Origin of the sequence: Nonomuraea thailandensis (genome assembly GCF_024172165.1) — a bacterium.
Classification (GTDB): domain Bacteria; phylum Actinomycetota; class Actinomycetes; order Streptosporangiales; family Streptosporangiaceae; genus Nonomuraea; species Nonomuraea thailandensis.
This window is the reverse complement of the sequence record NZ_JAMZEB010000002.1, coordinates 8,592,890-8,610,471: the sequence shown is the minus strand read 5'-3', so window position 1 is coordinate 8,610,471 and position 17,582 is coordinate 8,592,890. Positions and strand designations below refer to the sequence as shown.

Genomic DNA, 17,582 nt, shown 5'->3' with positions numbered 1-17,582 from the left:
GCCGAACATGCCACCCTCTCCACCAGGGGACGAGAGGGCGAGCCGGCCACCACTGCTTGAGATCGTCGTTCCCGCCTACAACGAGGAACGACGACTTCCCGGGGGGCTCCTGCAGCTGTGCGCGAAGCTTGCCCGAATGCCGTTCCCCACCTCTGTCATCGTCGTGGACAACAACAGCACCGACCGCACGGCCGAGATCGTTCTGAACTGGCCGCGCAGCCCCGTGCCCGTCCGCCTCGTCCAGTGCGCGATCCCCGGAAAGGGGGCCGCGGTACGCGCCGGGCTGCTCGGCACCAGCGCGCCGTTCGTCGGCTTCTGTGACGCCGACATGGCCACCGACCTCGACGCCATCGACGTGGCGCTCGGGCTGCTGCTGTCCGGCGAGCGCGTCGTGATCGGCTCCAGGGCGCACCTGGGCTCGCACGTCGAGAACCGGCACAGCAAGGTGCGGGAGCTCGGCGCGTTCGGCTTCCGCACGCTGGCCGGCGCGCTCGTGCACGGCGTGAGCGACACCCAGTGCGGCTTCAAGTTCTTCGACGGCGTGCTCGCCCGCGAGAGCGCCGCGAGGCTGCGCACCCCGGGCTTCGCGTTCGACGTCGAGCTGCTCGCGCGCTGCGTCGAGCGCGGCTCGACGGTGCGGGAGATCCCCGTGCGCTGGCGCGACATGCCAGGCTCGCGTTTCTCCCCGGCCAGGCACACCTTCGGCATCGTGCTGGAGCTGGGGCGGATCTGGCTGCGGCTGCACACCCGGCCCCGGCCCGCCGCCGCGCACCCGGCCTGGGAGCCGCCGCTCGACCCCGTCGGATATCCGTGAAGATCGCTGTCGTCAACTGGCGTGACCCCTGGCATCCCCAGGCCGGCGGCGCCGAGACGTTCGCCTGGGAGCTGGCCCGCCGCTTCGCGCGCGCCGGTCACCAGGTGTGCTTCGTCACGGCGCGGGCGCCGGGGCAGCGCCGGCGCGACAGCGCCGAAGGAGTGCGCTTCGTGCGGATGGGCGGGGTCTTCTCCGTCTATCCGCTGGTGCTGGGCTGGCTGCTGCCGCGCGGGGGCCGCTTCGACGCGGTGCTCGACTGCCAGAACGGCATCCCGTTCTTCACCCCCTGGGTGGTGCGGCAGCGCACCCGCGTGCTGTGCGTCGTGCACCACGTGCACGACCGGCAGTTCGGGGTGCACCTGCCGGGGTGGCTGGCGGCGTTCGGGCGGTTCCTGGAGGGGCCCGTGTCGCGATGGAGCTACCGGCGGCACGCGAGCGTGGCGGTGTCGCCGTCCACGGTGCGGGCCATGCGGGAGCGGCTCGGCTGGCGCGGCCCGGTGCACATCGTGCCGAACGGGGTGAGCATCGCGCAGCCGGGAACCATCGCGAGAAGCCCGGTTCCCCGGCTCGTCTGCCTCGGCCGGCTCGTCGCGCACAAGCGGGTGCACCTGCTGCTCGACGCCGTCGCCGAGCTGCGCGAGCGCTGGCCGGACCTGGTGGTGGACATCGTCGGCCGGGGCCCGGAGGAGGCGGCGCTGCGCGCCCGGCTGCCCGAGGGCGTGATCCTGCACGGCTACCTGCCGGAGGAGGACAAGGCGCGCCTCGTGGCGCAGGCGTGGCTGCACGTCAGCGCCTCGCAGGGCGAGGGGTGGGGGCTGAGCGTGCTGGAGGCCGCCGCGCTCGGCGTGCCGACGGTGGCGTTCGACGTGGACGGGCTGCGCGACGCCGTACGGCCCGGCGAGACGGGCTGGCTGCTGCCCGAGGGCACTGACCTGGCCAAGGGCCTTGCTTCGGCACTCGACGAGCTGGACCACACTTATAGCGTGAAATGTCGGGAATGGGCCGGGCGGTTCTCCTGGGACCGCGGTGCCGAACGCCTCACCGCGCTGATGCACGGCTCCGACCCCGGTCCCGGCTGGGAGGAACGGTGAGCAAGGAGCAGGCCAGGACCCTGCTGCCGACCGACAAGCTGGTGGCCGGGCGGCGCACGGGCGGTGGCCGGCCGGTGGCCGGGCCCGCCAGGCGCCGGCTCTGGCTGCTGCTGTGCTGCCTCGGCTTCGCCCTGCTGGCGTTCACCACCAAGCCGGGCCGGCTCATCTCCGACACCAAGATGGACCTGGCGCTCAACCCGGTCGGCTGGCTGGAGCGCGCTGCCCACCTGTGGGACCTGCAGCACTTCGGCCAGCTCCAGAACCAGGTGGCGGGCTACATCTTCCCGATGGGGCCGTTCTTCGCCCTCGGCGACCTGGCGGGCGTCGCGCCGTGGGTGACGCAGCGGCTCTGGCTGACGCTGCTGATGTGCGTGGCCTTCCTCGGCGTGGAGCGGCTGGGCCGGCAGCTCGGCATCGGCACGCCGGGCACCAGGATCGTCGCCGCGCTGGCGTACGCGCTGGCTCCGCGCACGCTGTCGATCCTCGGCGAGATCTCGATCGAGTGGCTGCCCGCCGCGATGTTGCCGTGGATCCTCATCCCGCTGCTCACCGCCTCGGAGACCGGCCAGCGGGCCCGCGGCGCCATCAGGTCGGCGCTGGCCGTGGCGCTGTGCGGCGGCGTGAACGCGGTCGCCGTGCTGGCCGTGCTGGTCGCGCCCGTCCTGTACATCGTGACCCGGCCGCGCCCCGTGCCGCGCTGGCGGCTGCTCGGCTGGTGGTCGGGGGCGGTCGCGGTGGCCACCCTGTTCTGGTCGCTGCCGCTGCTGCTCGTGGGCCGCTACGCCTTCAACTTCCTGCCGTACACCGAGACCGCCGACACCACCACCGCCGTCACCTCGCTCACGAACGTGCTGCGCGGCGCCTCCGACTGGGTGCGCTACCTGCCGCTCAGCGGCGTCTTCGAGCAGCCGCCCGGCTTCACGATCGCCACCTCGGCCACCATGGTCGTGGTCACCGGCCTGATCGCCGCGCTCGGCCTGGCCGGGCTGTCGCGCCGCGACCTGCCCGCCAAGGGGTTCGTGGTGGCGATGTTCCTGGTCGGCGTGGTCGCGCTGGTCGCGGGGCACGCCGGCGCGCTGGAGCCGATCACGGCCGAGCCGGTGCGCTGGCTGCTCGACGGGCCGCTCGCGCCGCTGCGGAACCTGCGCAAGTTCGACCCGCTCGTGCGGCTCGCCCTCGCCTTCGGCCTGGCCCACCTGCTGGTCAGGGCCAGGATCCCGCTGCGCACGACCGCCGTGGCGGCGTTCGTCGCGCTCGTGGCGCCCGTCTTCAACCAGGGCCTGGCCGCGCCGGGCGACTTCCAGCAGGTGTCGTCCCACTGGCGGGAGGCGGCCGCCTGGCTCGACGGCAACGCCGGTGACGACGGCGTGCTCGTCGTGCCGGGCGCCAAGTTCGGCGAGTACGTCTGGGGCCGCCCCATGGACGAGCCCCTGCAGGCCCTGTCCACCGCCCGCTGGACCACCAGGCAGATCACGCCGCCCGGCTCCGTGGGCCTGACCAGGCTGCTCGACGCCGTGGACCAGCGGCTCACCGCCGGCCACGGCTCGGCCGGGGTGACGGCGGTGCTGCGCCGGCTGGGCGTGCGCTACCTGCTCGTCAGGAACGACCTGAACAGGGCGAACCTCCAGGGCGCCTGGCCGTCCAGGATGTACGAGGCGCTGCGCGAGTCCCCGGGCATCAGGAAGGTGCGCTCGTTCGGCGACGTGGTCGGCGACCGGGAGACCGACGACGCGGTGAACCAGGTGGACGCGCCGTTCCCCGCGCTCGACCTGTACGAGGTGTCCGGCAGCGCGGACCTGGTCTCCGTGCAGCCCGCGGCCGACGCGCTGACGGTGCGCGGCGGGCCCGACTCGCTGCTCGCCATGGGCGACCTCGGCCTGCTGGACGACGGCCCCGTCCTCGTCGGCGGCGACGCCGGCAAGCGGGAGGCGCCGACCGTGGTCAGCGACGCGCTGCGGCTGCGCGAGCGCTCGTTCGGCGAGATCAGGTCCAACTGGTCGCCCACGCTGACGGCCGACCACAAGGCCGACTTCGGCGGCGTCAGGGAGCTGGACCTGCTGGAGGACGGCTGGCTGGACGAGACCGCGGTGGCCGAGTACGACGGCATCGCCGGCATCAGCGCCTCCTCCTCGGTCGCCGACCCGTACGCGATCGCCGGGATCAGCAGCCCCGGCAACGGCCCGTGGGCCGCCATGGACGGCAACGTCGACACCGGCTGGCAGAACGACGGCGCCACGGCCCCGCAGGGCGAATGGCTGCGCGTGGACCTGGCCGGGCGCATGCGGCCGCCGTACGTGGACGTCATGTTCGCCCCCGACCTGATGCTCGGCCAGTCGATCAGGCGGATCGCCGTGGAGACCGAGGCCGGCAGCCTGGTGCAGGACGTCACCGCCAGCACGGACCCGCAGCGGCTGCGCGTGCCCGACGGGCCGACCACCTGGGTGCGGCTCAAGGTCGCCGGCACCTCCTCCGCCACGTGGAGCTACGGCCAGCGGGTCGGCATCGTGGAGCTGTCCATCCCCGGCGTCTCGGCCGGCCGCACGATCCGGCTGCCGGGGCAGGGCGACGTGTACGTCATGGACCGGGGCCTCGACGAGCGGCCCGCCTGCGTGCGCAACCCGTACCGGTGGGTCTGCAACGAGGTGACGCTGGCCAGGAAGGGCGAGGAGACCGGGTTCGACCGGACCTTCAGCGCGGGGTCCGACGCGGCGGTGAACGTGCGCGGGACCGCCGTGCTGAGGGATCCCGAGCTGGTCGACCGCTTCACCCGGGTCGGTACGGACCTGACCACCGTGACCGGCTCCTCCCAGCTCAGCGACGACGCCGTGGTCTCGGCCAGGTCGGCGTTCGACGCGGACGGCAGCACCACCTGGATCCCCGACTCCGACGACACCGAGCCCACGCTGAGCATCGCCTGGAAGGGCAAGCGGAAGATCTCCCGCATCCAGATCGGCCGCCCGAGCGACGACATGCAGCCGCTGGACGTGGTCGTCAGCGGCGACGGCGGCCAGGTGCGCGGCGGGCGGGTGGACGAGCAGGGCGTGCTCACCTTCAAGGCCATGTCCACCTCCCGGCTGAAGCTGCGCTTCGACCCCTTCTCCAAGCGGCTGCAGGTGACCGAGCTGGTGGTGCCCGGGGTCGACCCGGTGGGCCGGCCCGCCGACATCCCGCTCAGGCTGGCGTGCGGGCTCGGGCCCCGGATCGAGGTGAACGGCGAGGTCGTCGCGACCAAGGTCGCCGGCACCCACGCCGACCTGCTCGAACAGCGGCCGGTGCAGATCCTGGGCTGCTCCAGGGCGGAGCTGGCGCAGGGGGACAACCGGGTGCGGGTGGCGGGCTGGGACCCGTACACGATCGACTCCCTCGTGCTGGGCACGCTGCCGCGCCGGCCGGACGGCGTGGAGGGCTCGGCGGTGCGCGGCACCTGGAGCACGTCCGCGCGTGAGGTCACGGTGAGCGCGCCGAAGGACTCCTTCCTGGTCGTCAACGAGAACTACAACGCCGGCTGGCGGGCCCAGATCGGCGGGGAGACGCTCAAACCGGTACGGATCGACGGCTGGAAGCAGGGCTGGGAGCTGCCCGCGGGCACCCAGGGGACCGCCAGGCTCGAATACCTGCCCGACCGCCCCTACCGGCTCGCGCTGCTGCTCGGGCTGGCCGGGATCGCGCTGCTGGCGCTGCTCGCGCTGGCGCTGCGCGGGCCGCGGCCCGAGCACGTGCGCGAGACGTCCGCCGCCTCGGCCGCCCGGCTGTCCCGGCCGCGGGCGCCGGTCGTGATCGTGCTCGCGCTGGCGTTCGGCGGCTGGGTGGCGAGCTGGCAGGGCATGGTCGCGGTGCTCGCCGCCGTGCTCGTGACCCTGCTGCTGCGGGCCCGCGGGCTGCCCGCGCACTGGGCGGCGGCCACGAGCTTCGGCGCGGCCACGGCGTCGCTGGCGGCGGCCATGGCGCTGCGGAACTACGGGGTGGACGTGGGGCCGCTCATGGACCAGGCTCCGCAGCTCGCCGCGGTGGCGGCCGTCGGCGTGCTGTTCGGGCAGCTCGTCACGGAGCCGGCGCGGCCGGCAGCGGAGCCGGAGCTCCCGGCGGAAGAGCAGGTGCTGACCGGTGTCCGCTGAGCTTGAGCGCGCTCGCCTCGATCAGGTGGTAGCTGCCGACGCTGAGCAGCATCGTGACGACGAACGACACCACCGCGACGCTGGCGAAGTCGCCCTGGAACGGCTGCGCGCCGGTGAGCTTCATCTGCAGCGTGATCACCGGCGCGTGCCAGAGGAAGAAGCTGTAGGAGATGCGGCCCAGGTAGGCGATGACGGGGTTGCCGAGCACCTGGTTCCTGAGGGAGCCCGGCCGGGAGGCCAGCGCGAACGGCGCCACCAGGAGCACCGCCACCGCCGCCTCCAGGCTGACCCGCAGCAGCGACTGCGACAGGGTGGGCAGCGCGAGCGTGCGCGGGCCGGCCAGGCCGGTGCTGAGGACCACGTACAGCAGGCCCGCGAGCACCAGGAGCTGCGGTGCCAGCGAGTCGATCACGCGGCTGTGCCCGATCCACACCGACAGCACCGCCATCGCCATGCCGCAGGCGAAGAAGATCAGGTGGTACGGCAGCAGCAGCGCGAGCTGCGGCTGCTCGAACAGCCGGGCGGCGGCCACGACGGCCAGGGAGATCACCGGCAGCACCGCGATGCCGCCCAGCAGCCGCACCGGCCGGTTCCCGCCGCGCGCGAAACGGTGCAGCAGCCAGGCCAGGATCGGCAGCACCACGTAGAACGACATCTCGATGGGCAGCGTCCACATCTGGTAGAGCCCGTCGGGCGTGGGGTCGCCGGGGAAGAAGTTCTGCGTCAGCGACATCCACTTCAGCCAGCCGGTCCAGTCGAAGGGGCTCCACGCCCACAACGCCAGCGCGGTCACCAGCCAGTAGACCGGCATCACCCGCAGGACGCGGCGCCACAGGTAACGCAGCGGCTGCGGCCGTGGCGTATCCTCGATCACCGCGCGCGCCCACGGGCGGTACAACAGCAGGCCCGACAGGAGGAAGAAGATGGGTACGGCGATGCCCAGGCGGCTCATCATCCAGGGGAGCATGCCCTCGCGGTACATGACGCCCGTGTTGCTCCCGACGTGCAGCAGCCAGACGCCGAGCGCGGCGATCGCGCGGATGCCGTCGAGTGCGGCGTCCCTGCCCCTCATCGCTGCTCCCACTTTCTCGCTTTCCTGACCGTACGGCGCTTCACCGGCCGCCGAAACCACGATAGAACTTGTTTCTATCGATTTGGTTGCGGTGATCGGGCCGCCGGTGACGGACATCACTCACTGTCATACTTTGTTGCTCGACGATCGCAGACAAACGACAACATGTTCTACAAAATGCGGAGGCCTCGATGGGTCGTATCTCCACGCTCGTCCTCATCGGGTTCGGGGCTTTCTTCATCGCGCTGGCGCCCCTGCTGAAATTCTGGGCGGCCGATCAGATCATCTCGGCGCCGGCGAACCAGTTCGGCATCTCGCGACTGGAGGCCAAGGGCGCCCAGTACTTCTCCATGCAGGACCTCAAGGTGCTGACCGGTGACCTCGACATCATCGTCACCACCCGCGGGGACGTGAAGGAGGCCAAGGACGACCACGTGGTCTGGGACGAGGCCACGGTCGTCAACGACGTGACCAACAGTCGCCCGCAGATCGACATCTCCGAGCGCCGCAGCGCCTTCAACAAGTACACGGGGCTGGCGGTGAACTGCTGCAGCAACAACGTGGAGAAGGCGCCGGTGACGCTGGAGGGGCAGATCTACAAGTTCCCCTTCGACGTGGAGAAGAAGACGTACAAGGTGTTCAACTCCACGGCGCAGAAGGCGTACGACGCGGTCTTCGTCCGTGAGGACAACGTCAACGGGCTGCCCGTCTACGTCTTCGAGCAGACCGTGCCGCCGATCAAGACCGAGACCCGCACCGCCCCCGCCAACGTGCTCGGCATCACCGGCGAGACCGGGGACGTGCAGGTGGACCGCTGGTACGACGGCAAGACGACGTACTGGATCGAGCCGGTCACGGGCTCGCCCGTCCGGCAGGAGCAGCAGCGGCACGAGGTGCTCAAGACGCAGGACGGGGTCGAGCGCACGGCGGCCTTCATCGCCACCGCGAAGATGACCGACGCGACCGTGAACGACCTGGTCAAGAACGCGCAGAGCGGCAAGAACACCATCAACCTGCTGCGCAACGTCATCCCGCTCGTCCTGCTCGTCGTGGGCGTCGTGCTCGTGGTGGCCGGGGTGCTGCTCGGCCGGCGCCGCGCGGAGCGGACCGAGTAAATAGCCGCGCAATTCCGGGGCCCGTGAAAACGGGCCCTTTTTCATTGACAGCGACCTCTGACTAGAACGAGTTATAGTCGAAGGTTACTCACCGGTACCAGACGAAAGGTTCTAGTCTAGAACGCGTTGCAGTTCGGTCGATCGCGGACGTATTGTCGGGCCATGCGGACACGTGTCACGGACATGTTCGGAATCGAGCTCCCGATCTTCGCGTTCAGCCACTGCAGGGACGTGGTCGCCGCCGTCAGCAAGGCCGGCGGCATGGGGGTGCTGGGAGCGCTCTACTTCACGCCCGAGGAGCTCGAGACGGAGCTCAAGTGGATCGACGACCACGTGGACGGCAAGCCGTACGGGGTGGACGTCGTCATGCCGGCCTCGTACGAGGGCGCCGACTTCGCACCGGAGGAGCTGGTCGGCCGCCTCCAGTCCATGATCCCGGAAGGCCACCGGGCGTTCGTCGAGGGCCTGCTGGCCAAGCACGGCGTCCCGGCGCTGTCGGCCGACGCGGAGGCCGGCCGCGTCCTGCTCGGCTGGACGGACGCCACCGCCCGCCCCCAGGTCGAGGTCGCCCTGCGCCACCCCATCGCCCTCCTGGCCAACGCCCTCGGCCCGCCGCCCGCCGACGTGGTGGAGCTCGCGCACTCCCACGGCGTCAAGGTCGCCGCCCTCGCCTCGACCCCGCGCCACGCGCTCAAGCAGGTGGAGGTGGGCGTGGACGTGGTCGTCGCCCAGGGCACCGAGGCCGGCGGCCACACGGGCGAGATCTCCACCATGGTGCTCATCCCACAGGTGGTGGACGCCGTGGACGTGCCCGTGCTGGCCGCGGGCGGCATCGGCAACGGCCGCCAGATGGCCGCGGGCATGGCGCTGGGGGCCGAGGGCGTGTGGACGGGCTCGATCTGGCTCGCGGTCGAGGAGGCCGACACGCCGGAGATGGCCAAGCGCCGCATCCTGGAGGCCACCTCCCGCGACACCGTCCGCTCCCGGAGCTGGACGGGCAAGCCCGCCCGGCTCCTCAGGAACGAGTGGACCGAGGCGTGGGAGTCGGAGGAGTCGCCGGGGACGCTGCCGATGCCGCTGCAGTTCATGCTGGTCTCGGACGCGTTGCGGCGCATCGGCCGCTCGGACGCCTCGGAGCTGGCCACGTTCCCGGCCGGGCAGATCATCGGGGTGATGAACCAGGTGCGGCCGGCCAAGGACGTGGTGTTCGGGCTCGTGGAGGAGTACGGGGAGGCGCTGGAGCGGCTGGAGCGCCTCACCGGCGACTGAAGGCTCTCGGTGACGGAGGCCGTGACGGGCGTGCCTCCGTCATCCGGCCACGGCGATCAGTGGCCCTGGTAGTTCGCGGAACGCTTCTCGCGGAAGGCCCGCGTGCCCTCCTTGGCGTCCTCGGAGCCGATCACCGGCCACCCCAGCTCGTCCGACACCTTCAACGCCTCCACCTCGGCCATCCCCAGCGTGTCCCGATACGTCCGCAGGATGGCCTGCACCGCCAGCGGCCCCGACGCCGCCACGTCCTCGGCCAGCTCGCGAGCCGCCGCGAGCGCCTGGCCGTCCGGGACCACGCGGTTGACCAGGCCCATCGACAGCGCCTCCGCCGCCGTGACGGCGCGGCCGGTGAGCAGGAGGTCCATGGCGTGGCAGTACGGGATCTGCCGGGGGAGCCGGACGGCGCTGCCGCCCATCGGGAACAGGGCGCGCTTGGCCTCGAACAGGCCCAGCGTGGCCGACTCCGCCACCACCCGCAGGTCCGTGCCCACCAGCAGCTCCGTGCCGCCGGCCACCGCGTGGCCCTCGACCGCGCAGATGATCGGCTTGGTCGGCAGGTCCTCGCGCAGCAGGCCCTTCCAGTGGAAGTTGGGGATCTGGGCCGCGCGGGCCTGCACGTCGGGGTCGGCCGACGGCTGGCCCATGGCCTTGAGGTCGGCGCCGGCGCAGAACGTGCCCTCGGCGCCGGTCAGGATCGCGACCCGGATCCCGGGCTCCTGGGACGCGTACGCCCACGCCGAGGCGAGGCCGATCAGCATGTCCGAGGACAGCGCGTTGCGGGCCTCGGGCCGGTTCATGGTGACGGTCAGGACGTGGCCGTCACGTTCGATCCGGCAGTGGGGGGTGCTGATCGACAGGAGCTCCACGGACGCCTCCGGAGTGACTAGATCAAGCGCTTGCTACGAAGATGGGCCCAGGATACGCTCCGACCAGCAAACGAGAACAGGTTCCTGTTTTGCTCACTCCCGCGCTGAGGAGATCAGATGGGCACACTCGGCTTCTGGAGGCTCGCGCAGGCGGATCCCGAGTGGATCGCGGCCGTGGACCCCGATGGCACCCAGCACCGCGCGGGCGATCTGCTGGCCCGCTCCAACCGGCTCGTGCACGGCCTTCGCGAACTGGGCCTGCGGCCCGGCGACGGCATCTGCGGTCTGGTCCCGAACGGCGCCGACGGGCTCGTCCTCTACCTGGCCGCCCTTCAGGCCGGCTGGTACTACACGCCGATCAACTGGCACCTGACCGGGCCCGAGATCGCCTACATCGTCACCGACAGCGAGGCCAAGGCGTTCTTCGTGCATCCCCGCTTCGCCGCGGAGGGCGCCAGGGGCGCGGAGGCCATCGCGCCCGAGCGCCGCTTCCTGCTGGGGGAGGGCGACGGGTTCAGGGCGGCGAGCGAGCTGACCGGCGGGCAGCCGGACACCGCGCCCGCCGACCGCACCGCCGGCGCCACCATGCACTACACCTCGGGCACCACCGGCAAGCCCAAGGGCGTCAGAAGACCGCTCAGCGGCCTGGATCCGGACGACTCCGCCGAGCTCATGACGTTCCTGCTCGGGCTGTTCGGCATCACCCCCGGTCGCCCGAACGCCCACCTGGTCACCTCCCCGAGCTACCACACGGCGGTCACCCAGTTCGGCGGGACGGCCCTGCACCTGGGCCACACGCTCGTCTACATGGACAGGTGGGACGCCGAGGAGATGCTGGCGCTCTGCGAACGCCACCGGGTCACGAACTCCCACATGGTCCCGACCCACTTCAAGCGGCTGCTCGCGCTGCCGGAGCAGGTCAGGAAAAAGTACGACCTGTCGTCGCTGCGGTGGATGATCCACGCCGCCGCCCCCTGTCCCGTCCCGGTCAAATGGGCGATGCTCGAATGGTGGGGCGACTGCGTGTACGAGTACTACGCGGCCACCGAGGGCGGCGGCACCCTCGCCACGCCCGAGGACTGGAAGGCCCATCCCGGCACCGTCGGCAAGGCCTGGCCGATCAGCGAGCTGCTCATCACCGACGAGCAGGGCGAGCCCGTGCCGACCGGCACCCCCGGCACCATCTACATGAAGATGATGGGCGTCCAGTTCGAGTACAAGGGCGACCCCGCCAAGACGGCCGCGAACCGCCTCAAGGACCACTTCACCGTCGGCGACATCGGTTACCTGGACGAGGACGGCTTCCTCTTCCTCTGCGACCGCAAGGCCGACATGATCATCTCGGGCGGGACGAACATCTACCCCGCGGAGATCGAGAACGAGCTCATGGTCCACCCGAAGGTGGCCGACGTGGCCGTGTTCGGCATCCCGGACGAGGAGTGGGGCGAGCAGGTCAAGGCCGTCGTCGAGCCCGCCCCCGGCATCGAGCCGGGCCCGGAGCTGGCCGCCGAGCTGCTGGCCTCCCTGGAGGGCCGGCTGGCCAGGATGAAGTGGCCCAAGAGCATCGACTTCATCGCCGAGATGCCCCGCGAGCCGAACGGCAAGCTGCTCAAACGCAAGCTCCGCGCCCCGTACTGGGAGGGACACGACCGTGCCATCTGATCCGCTGGTAGCTCAGCACGTCCTGGAGTTCCCCGGCGGCTACACGCGTACGACCGGGCCGGTCATCGGCCGGTTCCTCAGCGAGCTGCGCGCCCGCCGCCTCGTCGGGGTGCGGACGGCGGAGGGGCGGGTGCTCGTCCCCCCGCTGGAGTACGACCCCGCGACCGGCGAGCCGGTGACCGGTGAGTACGTCGAGGTCGGCCCCGCCGGCACGATCACCACCTGGGCCTGGGTGGACGAGCCGCTCGACGCCCACCCCCTGGACCGCCCCTTCGCCTGGGCCCTGATCCGCCTCGACGGCGCGGACAGCGACCTCCTGCACGCCGTGGCCGCCGACAACGCCAAGGCCCTGGAGACGGGCGCCCGGGTCTGGCCGGTCTGGCGGGACCAGCCCACCGGCCACATCACCGACATCTCCCACTTCGCCCCCGAGGTCACGAAGATCGTGTCCAGCGTGCGCGCCGAGTACCGCCTCCAGGCCGGCGGCGCGCTGCGCGTCTTCCTGGAGGGCGTCGAGCGCGGCGTCCTGCTCGGCAGCCGCTGCGAGCAGTGCGAGAAGGTGTACGTCCCGCTCCGGCTGGCCTGCCCCGAATGCGGCAACACCCTCCCCGACACGCTCGAACTCCCCGACACCGGCACGATCACCACCTTCGCCATCAACAACCTGCCCGCCCCCCGGGCTCCCCAGGTGCCGTTCGTGTCGGCGTACATCCTGCTCGACGGCGCGGACATCCCCATGATCGCGCTCATCGGGGACGTGCCCGCGCACGAGGTGCGCCAGGGCATGCGGGTCCGGGCCGTCTGGGTCCCCGAGAGCGAGCGCACGGCGTCCATGGCGAACATCCGCTGGTTCGCCCCCACCGGCGAGCCCGATGTGGAGCTGGCATGAGAGACGTGGCGATCGTCGCGTTCGCGCAGACGCGGCACACCGATCACGACACCGGCCTGAGCGAGCACGAGCTGATCCACCCCGTGATCAGCGAGGTCAAGGAGCTGACCGGGCTCAAGCGCTTCGGCTTCACCTGCTCGGGGAGCTGCGACTACCTGGCGGGCGCGCCGTTCTCGTTCGTGTCGGCGCTCGACGCGCTGGCCGCCTGGCCGCCGATCTCCGAGAGTCACGTCGAGATGGACGGCGCCTGGGCCCTGTACGAGGCGTGGGTGCGGCTCCAGCACGGCGACATCGACTCCGCCCTGGTCTACGGCTTCGGCAAGTCGTCGCTCGGCGACCTGCGGACGATCATGACGCTCCAGCTCGACCCGTACTACCTGGCCCCGCTCGGCCTCGACCAGCTCTCCTACGCCGCGCTCCAGGCCGCCGCGGTGGGCGCCGAACGGCAGGAACTGGACGAGATCGTACGGCGCAGCCGGGCCGACGGGCGGAGCAACCCGTACGCGCTCGACCTGCCCGACCCCGCTCCTTCTGAGGACTACGCCGTACAGCCGCTCAGGAAGGCGGACGTGCCGCCCATCACGGACGGCGCGGCGGCGATCGTGCTCGCGACCGGCGACCTCGCCGCCCGGCTGCACCCGAACCCCGCCTACATCAGGGGCATCGCGCACCGCACCGAGCCGCACTACCTCGGCATGCGCGACCTGGCCCGATCGGCGTCCGCGGCCGACGCCGCCCGCGCCGCCGGCGTCGGCAAGGGGCCCGTCGAGGTGGCCGAGCTGCACGCGCAGTTCCCGCACGAGGAGGTCATCCTGCGCCAGGCCCTGGAGCTGGGCGGCGACACCGTGATCAACCCGTCGGGCGGCCCGCTGGCCGCCAACCCCGTCATGGCCGCCGGCCTCATCCGCATCGGCGAGGCCGCGCGCCGCATCCACGACGGGACGGCGAGCCGCACGGTCGGGCACGCCGCCGGCGGCCCCTGCCTGCAGCAGAACCTCGTGACCGTCCTGGAGGCATGACCATGGGTAACCGGTGTGCGGTCATCGGCGTCGGCCAGACGCACTACACGACCAAGCGCAGGGACGTCTCGATCGCCGGCCTGGTGCGTGAGGCGGCGCTGCGCGCGCTGGAGGACGCCGGGCTGACGTTCAAGGACATCGACGCCGTGGTGATCGGCAAGGCGCCCGACCTGTTCGAGGGCGTGATGATGCCGGAGGCGTACCTGGCGGACGCGCTCGGCGCGGCGGGCAAGCCGATGATGCGCGTGCACACGGCGGGCAGCGTCGGCGGCTCCACGGCGCTCGTGGGCGCCTCCCTCATCCAGGGCGGCGTGCACGAGCGGGTGCTGGTCGTCGCGTTCGAGAAGCAGTCGGAGTCCAACGCCACCTGGGCGCTGTCCACCCACCTGCCGTTCAGCGCGTCGCTGGTCGTGGGCGCCGGCGGCTACTTCGCGCCGCACATCCGCGAGTACATGCGCAGGTCCGGCGCCCCCGGCCACATCGGCACCCTGGTGGCGGTCAAGGACCGGCTGAACGCGCTGAAGAACCCGTACGCGCACCTCAAGATCCCCGGCATCGACCAGAAGATGGTCGAGTCCACGCCCATGCTCTGGGAGCCTATCCGCTACCTGGAGACCTGCCCGTCCAGCGACGGCGCCTGCGCGATGGTGCTGTCGTCGGAGTCGGCCGTCACCGGCACGCCCGCCTGGGTGCACGGGACCGCCATGCGCTCCGAGCCGATCTTCCGGGCCGGCCGCGACACGGTCAGCCCGCAGGCGGGCAAGGACTGCGCCGCCGACGTCTACCGTCAGGCCGGCATCGCCGACCCGCGGCGGCAGATCGACGTGGCCGAGGTGTACGTGCCGTTCTCCTGGTACGAGCCGATGTGGCTGGAGAACCTGGGGTTCGCGGCGGAAGGTGAGGGTTGGAAGCTCACAGAATCGGGCGCCACCGCGCTCGACGGCGACACCCCGTGGAACGCCTCCGGCGGGGTGTTGTCCAGCAACCCGATCGGGGCGTCGGGGCTGATCAGGTTCGCCGAGGCCGCGCTGCAGGTGCGCGGCATGGCGGGCGAGCACCAGGTGGACGGCGCCCGTACGGCGCTCGGCCACGCCTACGGCGGGGGAGCCCAGTTCTTCGCGATGTGGATCGTCGGACGGGAGAGACCCTGATGGAGTTCAACCACGCTGACCTGTTCGAAGGGCTCGCGGACACGATCGGGGAACGGACGGCCGTCGTCTGCGGCCAGGAACGCCGCACCTACGCCGAGCTGGAGGCCGAGTCGAACCGGCTCGCCCACTACCTGCTCGGCCTCGGGATCCAGCCCGGCCAGCACGTCGGCCTGCACCTCTACAACGGCATCGAGTACGTCGCCGGCATGCTCGCCGCGCTCAAGATCCGGGCCGTCCCGATCAACGTGAACTACCGGTACGTCGAGGCCGAGCTGCTCTACCTCTACCGGGACTCCGACATCCGGGCGCTGATCTACGACGTGGAGTTCGAGCCCAGGGTGAGCGCCGTGCTGGACCAGGCGCCGCTGCTGGAGCACCTCATCGTCGCGGGCGGCGCGCCGGCGATCGGGTCGGCGGTGCCGTACGGGGCGGCGCTGGAGCGCGGCAAGCCGGAGCGGGGCTTCGAGCCGCGCTCAGGTCAGGACGTGTACATCATCTACACCGGCGGCACCACCGGCATGCCCAAGGGCGCGATGTGGCACGTCGAGGACCTGTTCATGGGCTTCGGCGGCGGCAACCCGTACGGCGCCCCGCGCGCCACCCCGCAGGAGGTCATCGACGAGGCCGTCAAGGCGAACCCCATGGTGATGCTGGCCGCCTCGCCGCTCATGCACGGGGCCGCGCAGATGGCCATGTTCCTGACCTGGTGGATGGGCTCGACCATCGTGTTCGTGCGCAAGTTCGACGCCGGCGCGGTGTGGCGGGCGGTCGGCCGGGAGCGCGTGAACACCATCAGCATCACCGGCGACGCCATGGCCAGGCCGCTGGCCGAGGCCCTGGAGGGCGGCGAGCACGACGTCTCCTCGCTGTTCGCGATCAGCTCCACCGGGGCGATCCTGAGCGGCGCCGTCCGCGACCGCCTCCAGGAGCTGCTGCCGAACGCCATGATCATCGACAGCTTCGGCTCCACCGAGTCCGGCTACACCGCCTCCGGCCTGGCCGGCTCCTCACCCGAGAAGGGCCTGCGCTACCAGCCGAACTCCGTCGTCAAGCTGGCCGTGCTGGACGAGAAGGGCCGGCCCGTCGAGCCCGGCTCCGGGCAGCTCGGCACGGTCGCCAGGTCGGGGCGGGTGGCGTTCGGCTACTACAACGACCCGGCCAAGACCTCCCGCACGTTCGTCACGGACGAGGACGGCAACCGGTGGCTGCTCACCGGTGACCTCGCCACCGTGGACCCCGACGGCACCGTGAACGTCTTCGGGCGTGGCTCGCAGTGCATCAACACCGGCGGGGAGAAGGTGTTCCCCGAGGAGGTCGAGGCGGTGCTCAAGGGGCATCCGTCGGTGTTCGACGCGGTGGTGACCGGGGTGCCGGACGAGCGCTGGGGGAGCAGGGTGGCGGCCGTGATCGAGCCGCGGCCCGGGGTCGAGCTCACCTCCGCCGAGCTGGACGCGCACTGCAGGAAGCTGCTGTCCGGGTACAAGGTGCCGCGGACGTACGCGTTCGTGGCCGAGATGGTGCGCTCGCCGGCCGGGAAGGCCGACTACCGGTGGGCCAGGGAGACGGCGGAGCAGGCGGAGGGCTGACCTGGTTGATCGACATCCGCCCGGGTAGGGGCGGGCGGATGTTCGACGACTTCCAGACCGGCATGATCGACGTGGGCGAGACGGAGCTGTTCGTCCGGCACGGCGGCTCCGGCAGCCCGCTCCTGCTCCTGCACGGTCACCCCCGCACGCACGCGACCTGGCATCGCGTGGCCCCGCTCCTCGCCCCGTACCACACGGTGGTCTGTCCGGACCTGCGCGGATACGGGCGTTCCGGCAAGCCGCGCACCACCCCCGACCACGCTCCCTACTCCAAGCGCGCCATGGCCCGTGACCTGGTGGCCCTCATGCGGGCACTCGGGCACGACCGCTTCGCCGTGGCGGGCCACGACCGCGGCTGCTACGTCGCCCACCGCCTCGCCGCCGACCACCCCGCCGCGGTCACCCGCCTGGTGGTGATGGACGGCATCCCCATCGGCGAGGCGCTGGCCCGCGCCGACGCGCGGTTCGCCGCGGCCTGGTGGCACTGGTTCTTCCTCGGGCAGACCGCCAAACCCGCCGAGCGGGTCATCAACGCCGATCCCGACGCGTGGTATGGGGGGACGGTCGGGCAGATGGGGCCCGAAGCCCACGAGGACTACCTGCGGGCCATCCGCGACCCGGCCACCGTTCACGCCATGTGCGAGGACTACCGCGCCGGCCTGACCGTGGACCGGGCCGCCGACGACGCCGACCGCGCCGCGGGCCGGCGCCTCGCGTGCCCGGCCCTGTTCCTCTGGTCGGCCAAGGACGACATGGAGGAGCTCTACGGCGATCCGCTGGCGATCTGGCGGACGTGGGCCGAGGACGTGACCGGGCAGGTGATCGACAGCGGGCACCACATGGCCGAGGAGGCGCCGGACGAGGTCGCATCCGCCCTGCTGGCCTTCCTCCGTTCGTGAACCCGGGACCGGCAGCCTTCATCCGGCCCTTCCG

General features: G+C 71.7%; 13 protein-coding genes. 11 read left to right on the top strand and 2 right to left on the bottom strand.

Features of this window, described 5'->3' with window-relative positions:
- The first annotated feature begins 7 nt into the window (after window positions 1–7).
- Genes HD597_RS43295 through HD597_RS43285 form a run of 3 tightly spaced genes read left to right on the top strand, consistent with a single transcriptional unit; the run spans window position 8 to window position 6,020 of the window.
- Window positions 8–814, top strand: a complete 807-nt coding sequence (locus HD597_RS43295; RefSeq protein WP_253751433.1) for a glycosyltransferase — start codon at window positions 8–10, stop codon at window positions 812–814.
- On the top strand, window positions 811–1,905 hold the full coding sequence (locus tag HD597_RS43290) for a glycosyltransferase family 4 protein (RefSeq protein ID WP_253751430.1): 1,095 nt from the start codon (window positions 811–813) through the stop codon (window positions 1,903–1,905). The genes HD597_RS43295 and HD597_RS43290 overlap by 4 nt, the downstream gene beginning before the upstream one ends.
- A complete protein-coding gene (locus tag HD597_RS43285) occupies window positions 1,902–6,020 on the top strand; it encodes an alpha-(1->3)-arabinofuranosyltransferase domain-containing protein (RefSeq protein WP_253751428.1) in 4,119 nt (1,372 codons plus the stop codon). Before HD597_RS43290 ends, HD597_RS43285 begins: the two co-directional genes overlap by 4 nt.
- Here HD597_RS43285 and HD597_RS43280 read toward each other — a convergent pair.
- The gene (locus HD597_RS43280) at window positions 5,947–7,092 is read right to left on the bottom strand and encodes an acyltransferase family protein (protein WP_253751425.1); all 1,146 of its coding nucleotides are present in this window, start codon (window positions 7,090–7,092) and stop codon (window positions 5,947–5,949) included. The two genes, HD597_RS43285 and HD597_RS43280, sit on opposite strands and share 74 nt — an antisense overlap.
- Window positions 7,093–7,283: 191 nt before the next feature.
- On the opposite strand from HD597_RS43280, the gene pgfA reads away from it, so the two are divergent.
- Entirely contained in the window at window positions 7,284–8,207 is a 924-nt protein-coding gene (gene pgfA, locus HD597_RS43275; RefSeq protein ID WP_253751423.1) for a cell envelope lipid trafficking protein PgfA, read from the top strand.
- 162 nt (window positions 8,208–8,369) lie between these two features.
- Window positions 8,370–9,476: an NAD(P)H-dependent flavin oxidoreductase gene (locus tag HD597_RS43270; RefSeq protein WP_253751420.1), complete on the top strand. Its 1,107-nt coding sequence runs from the start codon at window positions 8,370–8,372 to the stop codon at window positions 9,474–9,476.
- Between the two features lie 56 nt (window positions 9,477–9,532).
- On the opposite strand, the gene HD597_RS43265 is transcribed toward HD597_RS43270, so the two are convergent.
- Window positions 9,533–10,342: a crotonase/enoyl-CoA hydratase family protein gene (locus HD597_RS43265; protein WP_253751417.1), complete on the bottom strand. Its 810-nt coding sequence runs from the start codon at window positions 10,340–10,342 to the stop codon at window positions 9,533–9,535.
- A gap of 117 nt (window positions 10,343–10,459) precedes the next feature.
- Here HD597_RS43265 and HD597_RS43260 point away from each other — a divergent pair, with 117 nt between their 5' ends.
- From HD597_RS43260 to HD597_RS43235, 6 genes are read left to right on the top strand one after another with little or no spacing between them, the layout of a single operon-like run.
- A complete protein-coding gene (locus tag HD597_RS43260) occupies window positions 10,460–12,004 on the top strand; it encodes an acyl-CoA synthetase (RefSeq protein WP_253751414.1) in 1,545 nt (514 codons plus the stop codon).
- A complete protein-coding gene (locus HD597_RS43255; protein WP_253751412.1) occupies window positions 11,994–12,893 on the top strand; it encodes a Zn-ribbon domain-containing OB-fold protein in 900 nt (299 codons plus the stop codon). The genes HD597_RS43260 and HD597_RS43255 overlap by 11 nt, the downstream gene beginning before the upstream one ends.
- Window positions 12,890–13,912 carry a thiolase family protein gene (locus HD597_RS43250; protein ID WP_253751409.1) on the top strand — a complete coding sequence of 341 codons (1,023 nt, stop codon included), beginning with the start codon at window positions 12,890–12,892 and terminating at the stop codon, window positions 13,910–13,912. The genes HD597_RS43255 and HD597_RS43250 overlap by 4 nt, the downstream gene beginning before the upstream one ends.
- A 2-nt stretch (window positions 13,913–13,914) precedes the next feature.
- The gene (locus HD597_RS43245) at window positions 13,915–15,063 is read left to right on the top strand and encodes a thiolase family protein (protein WP_253759711.1); all 1,149 of its coding nucleotides are present in this window, start codon (window positions 13,915–13,917) and stop codon (window positions 15,061–15,063) included.
- Window positions 15,063–16,649, top strand: coding sequence for an acyl-CoA synthetase (locus tag HD597_RS43240; protein ID WP_253751406.1), 1,587 nt, complete (start codon window positions 15,063–15,065; stop codon window positions 16,647–16,649). Before HD597_RS43245 ends, HD597_RS43240 begins: the two co-directional genes overlap by 1 nt.
- Window positions 16,650–16,687: 38 nt before the next feature.
- On the top strand, window positions 16,688–17,548 hold the full coding sequence (locus HD597_RS43235) for an alpha/beta fold hydrolase (protein ID WP_253751403.1): 861 nt from the start codon (window positions 16,688–16,690) through the stop codon (window positions 17,546–17,548).
- Window positions 17,549–17,582 lie beyond the last annotated feature (34 nt).

Excerpts from the sequence above, each read along its gene's own strand:
- HD597_RS43295 (WP_253751433.1), top strand. The coding sequence starts at position 8 with ATGCCACCCTCTCCACCAGGGGACGAGAGGGCGAGCCGGCCACCACTG.
- HD597_RS43280 (WP_253751425.1), bottom strand. The coding sequence starts at position 7,092 with ATGAGGGGCAGGGACGCCGCACTCGACGGCATCCGCGCGATCGCCGCG.
- pgfA (WP_253751423.1), top strand. The coding sequence starts at position 7,284 with ATGGGTCGTATCTCCACGCTCGTCCTCATCGGGTTCGGGGCTTTCTTC.
- HD597_RS43270 (WP_253751420.1), top strand. The coding sequence starts at position 8,370 with ATGCGGACACGTGTCACGGACATGTTCGGAATCGAGCTCCCGATCTTC.
- HD597_RS43260 (WP_253751414.1), top strand. The coding sequence starts at position 10,460 with ATGGGCACACTCGGCTTCTGGAGGCTCGCGCAGGCGGATCCCGAGTGG.
- HD597_RS43250 (WP_253751409.1), top strand. The coding sequence starts at position 12,890 with ATGAGAGACGTGGCGATCGTCGCGTTCGCGCAGACGCGGCACACCGAT.
- HD597_RS43245 (WP_253759711.1), top strand. The coding sequence starts at position 13,915 with ATGGGTAACCGGTGTGCGGTCATCGGCGTCGGCCAGACGCACTACACG.
- HD597_RS43240 (WP_253751406.1), top strand. The coding sequence starts at position 15,063 with ATGGAGTTCAACCACGCTGACCTGTTCGAAGGGCTCGCGGACACGATC.
- HD597_RS43235 (WP_253751403.1), top strand. The coding sequence starts at position 16,688 with ATGTTCGACGACTTCCAGACCGGCATGATCGACGTGGGCGAGACGGAG.